Source organism: Streptomyces blattellae (assembly GCF_009709555.1).
Taxonomy (GTDB): Bacteria; Actinomycetota; Actinomycetes; order Streptomycetales; family Streptomycetaceae; genus Streptomyces; species Streptomyces blattellae.
Window position 1 is genome coordinate 1 of the sequence record NZ_WJBG01000181.1, and the last position, 11347, is coordinate 11347.

Annotated in this window: 12 protein-coding genes; 2 read left to right on the forward strand and 10 right to left on the reverse strand. The window is 70.5% G+C overall.

The features are described 5' to 3' along the window. Window positions 1-849 precede the first annotated feature (849 nt). The 3 genes from GFH49_RS23175 to rutA are packed head-to-tail and all read right to left on the reverse strand — an operon-like array spanning window position 850 to window position 3081. Window positions 850-1359, reverse strand: a complete 510-nt coding sequence (locus GFH49_RS23175; RefSeq protein ID WP_155058005.1) for an NADPH-dependent FMN reductase — start codon at window positions 1357-1359, stop codon at window positions 850-852. Further along, window positions 1356-2006 carry an isochorismatase family protein gene (locus GFH49_RS23180; RefSeq protein ID WP_155058006.1) on the reverse strand — a complete coding sequence of 217 codons (651 nt, stop codon included), beginning with the start codon at window positions 2004-2006 and terminating at the stop codon, window positions 1356-1358. The genes GFH49_RS23175 and GFH49_RS23180 overlap by 4 nt, the downstream gene beginning before the upstream one ends. Before the next feature lie 10 nt (window positions 2007-2016). Next, a complete protein-coding gene (rutA, locus tag GFH49_RS23185) occupies window positions 2017-3081 on the reverse strand; it encodes a pyrimidine utilization protein A (protein WP_155058007.1) in 1065 nt (354 codons plus the stop codon). Between the two features lie 137 nt (window positions 3082-3218). Here rutA and GFH49_RS23190 point away from each other — a divergent pair, with 137 nt between their 5' ends. Beyond that, a complete protein-coding gene (locus tag GFH49_RS23190) occupies window positions 3219-6185 on the forward strand; it encodes a SpoIIE family protein phosphatase (RefSeq protein WP_155058008.1) in 2967 nt (988 codons plus the stop codon). A 148-nt stretch (window positions 6186-6333) separates the two neighbouring features. Here GFH49_RS23190 and GFH49_RS23195 read toward each other — a convergent pair whose 3' ends face one another. From GFH49_RS23195 to GFH49_RS23210, 4 genes are read right to left on the reverse strand one after another with little or no spacing between them, the layout of a single operon-like run. Further along, complete coding sequence (locus GFH49_RS23195; protein WP_155058009.1) at window positions 6334-6474, reverse strand: hypothetical protein; 141 nt, start codon at window positions 6472-6474, stop codon at window positions 6334-6336. Window positions 6475-6482: 8 nt separating this feature from the next. Then, entirely contained in the window at window positions 6483-6803 is a 321-nt protein-coding gene (locus GFH49_RS23200) for a hypothetical protein (RefSeq protein ID WP_155058010.1), read from the reverse strand. 7 nt (window positions 6804-6810) lie between these two features. Further along, window positions 6811-7029, reverse strand: a complete 219-nt coding sequence (locus GFH49_RS23205) for a hypothetical protein (RefSeq protein WP_155058011.1) — start codon at window positions 7027-7029, stop codon at window positions 6811-6813. Next, window positions 7017-7223 (reverse strand): hypothetical protein, encoded by a 207-nt coding sequence (locus tag GFH49_RS23210; protein WP_155058012.1) that lies wholly within the window; start codon window positions 7221-7223, stop codon window positions 7017-7019. The genes GFH49_RS23205 and GFH49_RS23210 overlap by 13 nt, the downstream gene beginning before the upstream one ends. Before the next feature lie 16 nt (window positions 7224-7239). Here GFH49_RS23210 and GFH49_RS23215 point away from each other — a divergent pair, with 16 nt between their 5' ends. Next, a complete protein-coding gene (locus GFH49_RS23215) occupies window positions 7240-7938 on the forward strand; it encodes an FHA domain-containing protein (protein WP_230396447.1) in 699 nt (232 codons plus the stop codon). A 310-nt stretch (window positions 7939-8248) separates the two neighbouring features. Here GFH49_RS23215 and GFH49_RS23220 read toward each other — a convergent pair whose 3' ends face one another. Genes GFH49_RS23220 through GFH49_RS23230 form a run of 3 tightly spaced genes read right to left on the reverse strand, consistent with a single transcriptional unit; the run spans window position 8249 to window position 11130 of the window. Further along, window positions 8249-9175 carry an ABC transporter permease gene (locus GFH49_RS23220; protein ID WP_155058013.1) on the reverse strand — a complete coding sequence of 309 codons (927 nt, stop codon included), beginning with the start codon at window positions 9173-9175 and terminating at the stop codon, window positions 8249-8251. Beyond that, window positions 9162-9992 (reverse strand): ABC transporter ATP-binding protein, encoded by an 831-nt coding sequence (locus GFH49_RS23225; RefSeq protein WP_408055945.1) that lies wholly within the window; start codon window positions 9990-9992, stop codon window positions 9162-9164. The genes GFH49_RS23220 and GFH49_RS23225 overlap by 14 nt, the downstream gene beginning before the upstream one ends. 31 nt (window positions 9993-10023) lie before the next feature. Further along, window positions 10024-11130, reverse strand: coding sequence for an aliphatic sulfonate ABC transporter substrate-binding protein (locus GFH49_RS23230; protein ID WP_155058015.1), 1107 nt, complete (start codon window positions 11128-11130; stop codon window positions 10024-10026). Window positions 11131-11347 lie beyond the last annotated feature (217 nt).

The following is an 11347-nucleotide window of genomic DNA, read 5'->3' on the forward strand; positions in this document are numbered from 1 at the left end:
TCCGGCTTTCCTGCGGTGAGACCGTCGGTCAGGGCTGAAGCTCGTCGTGGTCCTGGTCGGGGGGTGGGGGACAGGCGCTCGCCTTCCCTCTCGGGGGCGCAGGCCGAGCAGGCGCCGGTGCGGACGACGGCGTAGCGCATGCGGACGGCTCCGGCTCCGCGAACGCTCCCTCGGCTGCCGGTGCCGGTGATGTCGAGGCGGTCGGCGATCAGGTGGCGGGCCGTTCCTTCGACGTTGCCGTCGGCGATCGACAGGTCGGCGTCGCCGGCAGCCAGCGCGACCGGCTGCTGCGCCGAAGAACGGGCGCGGGCAGACCCTTGGCCGCCATGGCCCCGGCCCCGGTCCGCGTCACCATCGACGGCGTGTGGTCCAGGTCCCGGTCCGCGTCACCGTTGGCGGTGTGTAGTCCAGGTCCTGGTCTGCGTCACCTTCGGCGGTGTGTGGCGCAGGTCTGGGTCCGTGCCAGTGCCGGAGGTGTGTGGCGCAGGTCTGGGTCCGCGTCGCCTTTGGCGGTGTGTGGTCCAGGTCCCGGTCTGCGTCACCGTTGGCGGTGTGGCGCAGGTCTGGGTCCGCGTCACCTTCGGCGGTGTGTGGGCGCAGGTCCGGGTCCGCGTCGCCTTTGGCGGTGTGTGGTCCAGGTCCCGGTCTGCGTCACCTTCGGCGGTGTGTGGCGCAGGTCCGGGTCCGTGCCAGTGTCGGCGGCGAGTAGCCAGGGTCCCGGTCCGCCCGCCCACCGACGCCGCGTAGCCCACGCCCTGCACGGCCTCACGCTGACCGGGGTTCGCTTCGATCACCGGCGGTGCTGAACGGCAGGTGGGGCGGCCTCCGTCCGGGGCGTGGGCCCGACCGTCAGGTCTCTCCCCGCTGGGTTCCCGACAGGGCGGTGAGTACGGGGGCCCAGCGGGCGGTGTAGCCGGTGATTGCGCCGTCGGTCGTATAGGTGCTGTCGCGAAGGTACAGGCCGGGCGCGGGGGTGATGGCGCCCAGTTCCACGAGCACCGGCTTGAGCAGCACGTCCGGGGCGAGCGCATGGGCGGGCCCGGCGCCGAGCATGAGGGGTACCGCCACCACCCCGCGCAGCCCGTCGCCGGTCGCGAACTGGTCGAGGAACAGCTTGAGAACGCCGGAGTAGGTCGCCTTGAACGTCGGGCTGGCCACGACGACCAGGTCCGCCGAGGCGACGGCGCGCACCGCGTCGGACACCGCCTGATCGCCCCAGCCGAGCAGTCCCGGACCCAGGGTGATCACGTCGACGACCGTGTCCGGCGCCCGCCCCGTGATCTCCTGCGCGAGCCTCGTCGCCGCGTCCAGGGTGCGCGACCCCTTCTTCGGGTTCCCCGCGACCACCGCAGATCTCAACTCCGTTCACCTGCCCCGATCCCCGCGAGATAGTCGGCGGCGCGCGCCAGCGGCCAGACTTCGCCGATCTTGTGGCTGATGTCGAAGAGGTTGGCCGCATGGACGTCCGGGTCCCGGTCGCCCACCGCGTCCTCGACGACGACGGGTATGAACCCGTGCTGCATGGCGTCCAGGGCGGTGGCGCGGACACAGCCGCTCGTGGACAGCCCGCCGATGATCAGGGTGTCGATCCTGTCGGCGGTGAGAAAGGCGGCGAGGGCGGTACCGAAGAAGGCGCTCGGATACTGCTTCGTCACGGTCAGTTCGTTCGGCGCGGGAGCCAGTCCGTCGATGAACTCGCCGAAGGGGCTGCCCTCGGTGAAGGCCCGCAGCGTGGGCACCTTGCGGAAGAAGACCCCGCCGTCGCTGCCGTCGGCTCGCAGCCGTACCCGCGTGACGACCACCGGGACACCCGCCCGGCGTGCGCCGGCCAGCAGGGCTTTCATCGGCTCGACCGCCGCCTCGGCGCCGGCTCCGGCGTAGAGGGGACAGTCCGGGTCGACGTAGGCGCGGGCGGGGTCGACCAGGACCAGGGCCGGGGAGGCGCCGGGGTCGAGGTGCCGGCCGAACCCGGCACGCTCGTAGTCCTCCTGCGCGGAACCGGTCATGAGCGGGCCCTCACGACCGGCACTTCATCAGCGGCTGGATGCGCGTGCCGAAGTTCTCCAGGCCATCGAGGAAGTCGTCGAACACCAGCATGATCCCCTTGGTGCCGGGAACCCCGGCGACCTCGTCGAGCATCTTCGCGACGGACTCGTACGAGCCGACGAGCGTGCCCATGTTGAAGTTCACGGCGCCCTCGGGCAGCGAGATGGTCCGGGCGGTCGAGGACTCGTCGGTGGTCTTGTCCGTGGCCGATTCCCCCGCCATGTACGCCAGCGCCGCCCGGTCGGCGTTGTCGTGGTAGTCCTTCCACTTCGCCTGGGCGGCCTCGTCGGTCTCGTCCGCGATGACCATGAACAGCGACATCGCTCCGACATCGCGGCCGGTCTCCCGCGCCGCGTCCACGAGGGTGGCCGTGCTGTCCGAGAGCGCGAGCGGGGTGTTGACGCCGCTGCCCAGGATGAAGTTGTACTCGGCGTGCTCGGCGGCGAACCTCATTCCGGTGTTGCTCTGACCGGCGGCAACGATGTCAATGTGCCCGTTCGCCGGCCGGGGGGACAGCACGCAGTCGTCCATCTCGTAGAACTCGCCCTTGAAGTTGCTGACGCCCTCGCTCCACAGCTCCTTCATCACGGTGACGTACTCGACGGCCCGCGCGTACCGGCTGGTGAAGTGCTCGTCACCGGGCCACAGGCCCATCTGGGAGTACTCGCCCGGCGCCCAGCCGGTGACGATGTTGACGCCGAACCGGCCGGGGGCGATCGAGTCGACCGTCACGGCCATGCGTGCGACGATCGCCGGCGGCAGTACGAGTATGGGTGTCGAGGCATAGAGTTTGATCCGCTCGGTCACGGCGGCCAGGCCCGCCATCAGGGTGAACGACTCGTGACAGTGGTCCCAGAACTCCGTCTCGCCACCGAACCCCTTAAGTTTGATCATGGACAGTGCGAAGTCGAGCCCGTGTTCCTCGGCCTTCTGCACGATGGCCTTGTTCAGTTCGAAAGTGGGCATGTATTGCGGGGAGCTCCTGGAGATGAGCCAGCCGTTGTTGCCGATGGGAATGAAGACGCCGATATCCATGCCGCCAGGCTGCCCGTGGGGAGGCGCGTTACACGGAACCCGGGCGTTACCCGCGTTACACCGCAGGGTCCGGAGTTGAGCGAGAGAATCCCGTGAAGCAATGTTTTGATCGAGATGAGAACGATAAGGTCCCCGGCATGAACGCACGGCTGACTCTGCTGAGCACGGTGGCCCCCGGTGTCACGGAAAGCGAGATCTTCCGGCTGGCACTCCAGCATGCGGTCGGCGAGTTGGGTGCCCTGGGGGGAACAGTTCATCTGCGCGGCCCCATGTCCGCGTTGCGTCTGGTGTCGGCGGCAGGGTTTCCAGCCGCCCTCACCCGCCCTTGGGAGATCATCGACCAGGAGGGCCCGCTGGCCCCGGCCCGTGCCCTGCACCAGGGCAGTGGCGTGTGGGTGCCGATGGAAGCCACCGAGGCCGCCGACTCTCCTGATCCTGCCGCCCCAACGGCGGAGGCGGCGCACGGCAGGTGGCTCGGCACGGGCCTGGCCGCCCTGCCGGTGTCCAACGGGGGCCGCAGCATCGGCGCACTCACCCTCGTGATGGGCGACGGCGGCGAGCCCACCCCGGAGCAGTGGGACTTCCTGCGGGCCGTCGTCGCCTGGACCGAGGAGCGCATCGTTCACGCGCCGCCGCCGTCCGGGCCTTCGCAGACGGAGCTGAGCGGTGAGCGCCTTCGGCAGGCGATGAAGGAGGTCAGCGTCGGCTCGTGGGACTGGAACATCCAGACCGGCGACCTGATATGGGACGAGGCTGCCATGGAGCTCTACGGCACCAGACCCGAGGACTTCACCGGCGAGATCCAGAACTGGATGAGGATCGTCCACCCTGACGACCTCGCTCCCACGCTGGCGGCGGCGCAGCGGGCGATCCGGGACCACGGCGTGTACGAGGCCGAGTACCGGGTGCGCAAACTGGACGGTACGTGGGGCTGGACCCAGGCCCGCGGCAGAGCGACGTACGACGAACAGGGCGAAGCCCACCGGATGATCGGCGTCGGGTGGGACAGCAACGAGCCCCGCACCGCCCGTGACGCGCTCAGCCGTGCCCTGCGCCACATGAGCGACGCCTTCCTCGCGGTGGACAACGAGTGGCGGATCACTTTCGCCAACCTGGTGACCGAACGCATGCTCGGCTACTCCGAGGAGGAGTTGTTCGGGCGCATGCTGTGGGACCTGCCCTGCGCACGGCAGGTCCCCGGCCTGGAGAGCAACTGCCGACGGGCCGCGGCCGAGGAGAAGCCCGCCGGCTTCGACGTACACATGCCGGGCACCGAGCGCCGCTACCACGTGCGGCTCGTCCCGGGACCCGACGGCAGCACCCTCTACTTCACCGACGTCACCGAGAAGCGGCGCCTCGCGGAGGAGCACCGGGCGGCCGAACGCGCCGCGTCCGAACGGGCGGCCCGGATCGCGGAGCTGACCACGGCACTCGCCAAGGCGACGACCTCACGGGACGTGGTGGACGCGGTCGCCCGACGGGTGCTGCCGCCGTTCGCCGCCACCGGACTCGTGGTGCAGGTCCGCGAGGGCGACCGGCTGCACAACGTCGGGTCCGTCGGCTACCCGGAAGACTTCCTCGACCGGCTCGACAGCCGGGAGCGGGCGCGGCCCAACCCGATCTGGGACGCGATCCTGGCCGACACGCCGCTGTTCCTCTCCTCCCCGCAGGAGTTCGTCTCGCGCTACCCCGGACGGGCCGACCTGCCCGGCCACGCCGACAAACAGGCCTGGGCGTTTCTGCCGCTGACCGCGTCCGGGCACACCTTCGGCATCTGCGTGCTCTCCTTCGACCGCCCGCGCCGCCTCACCGACGAGGAGCGCACCCTGCTGACCACGATCAGTGCGCTCGTCGCGCAGGCCCTGGAAAGAGCCCGGCTCTACGACGAGGAGCACGGCCGGTCCCGCGCACTCCAGCGCAGCCTGCTCCCCCGTGGCCTGCCCGACCTGCCCGCCTGCACGGCCGCCGCCCGCTACCTGCCCGCCGGGCAGGGCATGGACGTGGGCGGCGACTGGTACGACATCATCCCGCTCTCCGGCGGACAGGTCGCCCTCGTCGTCGGCGACGTCATGGGCCACGGCCTGCCCGAGGCGGCCACGATGGGCCGGCTGCGCACCGCCGTGCACACCCTGGCCGACCTCGAACTGCCCCCCGACGAGATCATGAGCCACCTCAACGACATCGTCGGCGGCATGGGCGAGGAGTCGTACGTCACCTGCCTGTACGCGCTCTACGACTCCACCACCCGGATCTGCTCCATCGCCCGCGCCGGGCACCCGCCGCCCGCTCTGGTCAGCCCCGACGGCACCGTGCACTTCCCCGAGCTGGCCGCCGACCCGCCGCTGGGCGCGGCGGAGCCGCCGTTCGAGACGGTCGAGCTGACGGTGTCCGAGGGAAGCCTGCTCGTGCTCTACACCGACGGCCTGGTCGAGTCGGCGAAGCGCGAGATCGACGAGGGCATGGCGGATCTGGCCCGGCTCCTGCGCACCGCCCACGAGGACGGCACCGGCGCGGACCTGGAACGTCTGTGCGACACCCTGACGGACGGTCTGCTCCCCGCCGAGCACCAGACGGCCGACGACGCGGCGTTCCTCATCGCCCGGCTGCACGCCCTGACCGGCGACAGGATCGCCTCCTGGCCGCTCCCCGAGGACCCGAAGGCGGCCGGCCAGGCCCGGCGCCATGTCCGCGAGCAGCTCTCCGCCTGGGGACTGGACGGCCTGACCCCCACCACGGAGCTCCTGGCCAGCGAACTTGTGGGCAATGTCGTACGCCACGCCAAGGGCCCGGTCCGCCTGCGCCTGCTGCACGGCGCCGAACTGATCTGCGAGGTCTTCGACGGCAGCCTGACGATGCCCCGCATCCGCCGCGCGACGGAGACCGACGAGGGAGGCCGCGGCCTGCAACTGGTCACGGCACTCTCCCAGCGCTGGGGCACGCGCTACACCCCGACCGGAAAGTGCATCTGGACCGAACAGGCCCTGCTGGGCCCCGACAGCCGCAAGGAACCGCCGCCGCCCCATCCCCTGGACCTGGCCTTCCTGGACGCAGGGGACTTCGACGGGGACCTGGACGCGCTGCCCTTCGGGGACCCGGGGCTGTAGGCCAACGGGCGAGCGTGCCATCGCGCGGCCCGGCGCCCTCGCCGCGACTGCCGCACGGGCCTGGGCAGCGGCAGGCAGGTGGCCACGGAACAGCAGCGCATGCGTGGGCCGACCCGAGGATGACCCGGGGCAGACGACCGGCCACTCTTCAATGGCTGGCGCATATGCCTCGGTGGCCGAGGTGCCCGAGGTGGTCGAGTTCGTCGTACGACATCCCGGCGATGCGTTCGCGTTGGCCGTCGCCGGTGGCCACCACTCGGATGACGTCGGTGTCACCGTCGGCGGCCATGGCCGTACTCAGCCGCTCCCGCAGGTCCGCGGACGCCGCCCGAGAGGCCAGGGCCGGCAGCGACCCCTCCGGATCCAGCGCCCGGCTCCGGGCGCCTGCCCGATGAGGGCCGGGCGCGCGGCGGCGTCGGCGGGCTCCTTCGGTGCGGCAGCCGACAGCTCCCGCGCCTCGGCCCCGGACAGATGGGCGGCCACGGCCCGTACCGCCTCCTGCGCGGCCGGATCACCCTCCGCGCACCCCCGCCGGGTGCGGAGCCGCCGGGATCCGTCCACCCGCCGCCGCGTCACCCGCCGCACCATCCGGGCGGCGCCTTCCGTGCTGAGCACCATCCGCCTCCTACACCTCGCCCAGCTCGATCTCGAAGTTCCCCGCGACCGCCGTACCCGCCGCCTCCCCGATGCCCACGTCGTGCCGGTACCGGTGCTCCAGGCAGGCCCTCAGCAGCGTCAGCGTCGTAGGGGACTCCTCGCCGAGCCCCGGGTTCTCCAGCACCGCGGTCACGTGCGCCAGTTCTTGATGGGTCATCAGGCCCATGGGCCGGGCTATGAAGGGCACAGGGTGAGGGTGGTGAGGTCGTAAAGGGTGATCAGACCCAGGGGTCCTGCCGATCCCACGGCCAGCACGTCGCCTCTCGGCGACAGCCGCGCTATCGGCGCCGAGCCGACATCGCCGACGAGTGCCATCCGCTGGGACATGAGCTCGTCGGGCACGGGAGCGTCGCGGGTCGGCGGCACATCAAGGATCGTCATCGATGGTTCCGTGCAGGTGAGCGGCTGGTGCCACACCTTCAGGTCGCCCGCCTCGGAGCAGCTGACCAAGGTGGAAGGCGACAGGGCGGCGGGCGGCACGGGGGCGCTGTCCAGCGTTCCCGGGCTGTCATCGCGCGCATTCACCACGGAGCTGCCGAGGTCGACGACCGTCCGGCTGCCCCGCGGCCGGATGCTGCACCACAGCACGGAGCCGATCCCGCTCGCCACCGGCTACACCCCCGCGTTCGTGATGGGCAGCGGCTCCCACCAGCACCTGGTCGAGTTGTATGTGACGGGCCACGACGACCCGTGGCCGGTGTCGCACCGCTACGCCGGAGCAGCCGTACGGCCGGTGACCTGGCCGCTCGACGACGACGAACGGCTGCTGCTGGTCGTCCTCGGCCAGCGGTACCTGCTGTACGAGGAGAGCCCGCGGCCCTTGACGTACGCCATGGCCGCCATGCAACTCGCGCACCTCCGTCCGGAGGCACGATGGAACGAGCGCGGTATCGAGTGCCGGGTCGAGGACGTACGCCGCCGTCTGGATCGCGCCGGCTTCCATTACCCACTGCTGTACGACAAGTCGCAGGGCCGGGGCTGCGGCAACGCCTTGCTGCACAATCTGCTCAAGGGGCTGGTGGAGTCGACGACGCTCGTGCCGCCGGACCTGGAGCTGATGGAGGACGACGGGGCCTGGCCGGACTCCGCGCCCTGAGGAGACGGTCTCACCCCCTGTTTCACGTGCGGAGTTCGGCGGAGGCGCAGGTGGAGGTGGAGGCGGCGCGGTCTGTGGCCAATGTTGCACAGCGCGTCCATGGGGCGCTGCCCGCGGACGTACAGGCGCACCATCTCGGCGTGTGTTTCGGCGTGCCGGCCGCCGTAGCGGAGGGACGTGCCCGACGACCGCTGTTCGCGCACGAGGTCGTGAGCGGGAGTGCGCGTTCGGTGACGAATGACCGGGCCCAGCCACGCCACCTTTGCCTGACGCGCCCCGTTCAGACCCGTGTCGAGGGTGATCCGTTCGTTCAGCGGGTGACCAACAGGCCCCGGCCGCGCAGCACTCGCCGCTCCAGCGGGCTGAAGATCAGCAGATCGATGGCGATACCGACGAGCAGGATCAGGAAGATGGCGAAGAAGACCTGCGACATGCTGGAGTTGTTGCGTCCGTTCTCCAGCAACTGGCCGAGACCGACGCCCAGATCGGGCGAGGAGGCGATGATCTCGGCGGCCATCAGCGACCGCCAGGCAAACGCCCAGCCCTGCTTCAGCCCCGCCAGATAGCCGGGCAGCGCCCCCGGCATCACGATGTGCCAGGCGCCGCGCAGTCCGGTCGCGCCCAGTGTGCGTCCGGCGCGCAGGTACAGCGGCGGGATCTGATCGACGCCCGCGACGAGCCCGTTGGCGATGGACGGGACCGCGCCGAGCAGGATCACGGCGTACATCATCGAGTCGTTCAGGCCCAGCCAGATCACGGCGGGCGGCACCCAGGCGACCGACGGCAGTGACTGCAGGCCGGACAGGATGGGGCCGATGGCCGCCCGGACGAACCTCACCCGGGCGACCAGCAGGCCCAGCGGCGTACCGATGGCCAGCGCCATCAGGAAGCCGAGCAGACCGCGCGAGACGCTGGTCCAGATGTAGTCGAGAAGGGTGCCCTGGAGCCAGGCGTCGGTCACCTCGTCCCACACGGCACCGGGCGAGGGCAGCTTGTAGTCGGGGGCCGCCCCGGCCCACACCAGCAGCTGCCAGACCACCAGCACCAGAGCGACAGCGGACATGGGCGGCAGCACCTTGCGTATCAGGGTCTCGCGCAGTGGCGTACGGCCGGCCTGTACCGAGTCCAGCGCGTCGAGCCCTGCCTCCAGTCCCGCCAGGTCGTTCAGGTCCCGGGGCTCCCCGGCTGTGGACGGGCCGTCCTTCTTGGCGTCGACGCCGGTGTCAGTGCTGGCCATGGCGGCGGATCTCCCTGCGCAGTTCTTCGGTGATCTCGACGGACAGTTCGGCGACCGCGCTGTCCTCGATGCGGCGCGGCTGCGGGATGCCGACGGTCCATTCCCGGGCGATGCGCCCCGGCCGCGAGGACAGCAGCACCACCCGCTGCGCCAGCTTCACCGCCTCGCGCACGTTGTGCGTGACGAACAGCACCGAGAGTCCCGCCTCCTGCCAGATGCGGGTCAGCTCGTCGTGCAGGACGTCACGGGTGATCGCGTCCAGCGCGGCGAACGGCTCGTCCATCAGCAGCAGCCGGCTGTCCTGGGCCAGCGCACGAGCCAGCGCGACGCGTTGCCGCATGCCGCCCGACAGTTCGTGCACCCGCTTGCCGTGCGCACCCTGGAGCCGTACGAGGTCCAACAGCCGTTCCGCCTCCGGTCGGCGCTCCGGCCCCGGGACCCCGCGCAGCTTCAGCGCGAGCTCGATGTTCTTGCCCGCGGTCAGCCATGGGAACAGCGCGTGTTCCTGGAACATCAGGGCGGGCCGGCCGTCGGTGCCGATGGAGCCGCTGGACGGCCGGTCCAGTCCGGCGACCAGGTTGAGGAGGGTGGACTTGCCGCAGCCGGAGGCTCCCAGGAGGGTGACGAACTCGCCGGGTGCGACATCGAGCGTGATGTCGTCCAGCACGAGTTGCTGCCCGCCGGGCGTGCCCGGCGCGGGGAAGGACTTCGAGACGTGCTCGATACGGGCGGCGTGCGTCACCGCTGTGGCGTCCTCGGCAGCCTCGGCAGTCTTGGCGGCAGTGGTGGCCATGGCCGTCACCTCCTGGGAACTCATCGGGTCGGGTTGCTTTGTGCGGGTTGCTCGGCTACTGGGCGCCGAGACCGGCGTCGTCGACCTCGTCCTCGCCCTCGGCCTTGAGGACCTTGTTGAGCGGTGCGAGGTCGTAGATGCCCTTCAAGTCGGGCTCCTCCAGCAGACCGGCCCTGACCGCGTGCTTCGCCTCGGTGTTGAGGGTGGAGGCCAGCGGGTCATCGAGGAAGGTGATGGACTTCCAGGCCGGGTCGATGACATCGGCGGGCAGCTCCTTGCCCGACAGCTCCTTCAGCGCCGTGTTGGCGGCGTCCTTCGCCTTCTCCGGGTGGGCGTTGATCCACTCGTTGGTCTTCACCGAGCCGCGCAGCACGGCCTCGACGACGTCCGGGTGCTCCTTGAGGAACTTCTGCGACACGATGATGTTCGTGATCACGAACTTGTCGTCCGGCCACAGCGTCGATTCGTCGAGCAGTACCTCGGCGCCCTCGGCGACCAGCTTGGACGCGGTCGGCTCCGGCACCCAGGCGCCGTCGATGGAGCCGGACTTGTAGGCGTCCGGGGTGATCTTGTTGTCGGTGCGGACCACCGAGACGTCGCCCTTGCCGCTCTCGGCGTCGACCTTCCAGCCCTGGTCCGCGATCCAGTTGAGGAACGCCACGTCCTGGGTGTTGCCGAGCTGCGGGGTGGCGATCTTCTTGCCCTTGACGTCGTCGACGGTCTTGATTTTGTCCGGGTTGACGACGAGCTTCACGCCGCCGGAGGCGGAGCCGCCGATGATGCGCAGGTTCTTGCCGTTCGACTTGGTGTAACCGTTGATGGCGGGGGAGGGGCCGATCCAGCCGATGTCGATGGACCCGGCGTTCAACGCCTCGATCTCGGAGGGGCCGGCGTTGAAGGTGGAGGACTTGATCGTGGTGCCGCCGAGTTCCTTCTGGAACAGACCCTCCTGGACGCCCACCAGAGCGGTGGCGTGGGTGAGGTTGGGGAAGTAGCCGATCTTCACCTCGTCGGCGGACAGCTTCTCGGCGCCCGCAGCGACCTCGGCCCGCGTGCCGTCGTCAGTGGACTCGGAACCGTAGCCGCAGGCGGTGAGCACGAGGGGAAGCGCGGCTATGGCGGCGAGGATGCGCAGGGCGGTGAGCGGTCTTGCGGCAGACACGACGGTGTCCTCTCAGGGGATGGTGAGCAGGGAGGTACGCATTGCGACGCGCACTGCTTCTCGGCACACACCAGCCATCCACTCCTCGGCCGTCGACGACCGAGGGCGTCTGATCCGAAGGCGAAGGCGAAGGCGAAGGCGAAGGCGGAACGTCGGCGGAGGCGGAGGCGGGACGTCGGCGGAGGCGGAGGCGAAGGCGGGACGTCGGCGGAGGCGG

Coding starts and splice junctions, on each gene's coding strand:
- GFH49_RS23195 (WP_155058009.1), bottom strand. CDS start 6,474: ATGGCCGCCGACGGTGACACCGACGTCATCCGAGTGGTGGCCACCGGC.
- GFH49_RS23220 (WP_155058013.1), bottom strand. CDS start 9,175: ATGGCCAGCACTGACACCGGCGTCGACGCCAAGAAGGACGGCCCGTCC.
- GFH49_RS23190 (WP_155058008.1), top strand. CDS start 3,219: ATGAACGCACGGCTGACTCTGCTGAGCACGGTGGCCCCCGGTGTCACG.
- GFH49_RS23180 (WP_155058006.1), bottom strand. CDS start 2,006: ATGACCGGTTCCGCGCAGGAGGACTACGAGCGTGCCGGGTTCGGCCGG.
- GFH49_RS23210 (WP_155058012.1), bottom strand. CDS start 7,223: ATGACGATCCTTGATGTGCCGCCGACCCGCGACGCTCCCGTGCCCGAC.
- GFH49_RS23225 (WP_408055945.1), bottom strand. CDS start 9,992: ATGAGTTCCCAGGAGGTGACGGCCATGGCCACCACTGCCGCCAAGACT.
- GFH49_RS23200 (WP_155058010.1), bottom strand. CDS start 6,803: ATGGTGCTCAGCACGGAAGGCGCCGCCCGGATGGTGCGGCGGGTGACG.
- rutA (WP_155058007.1), bottom strand. CDS start 3,081: ATGGATATCGGCGTCTTCATTCCCATCGGCAACAACGGCTGGCTCATC.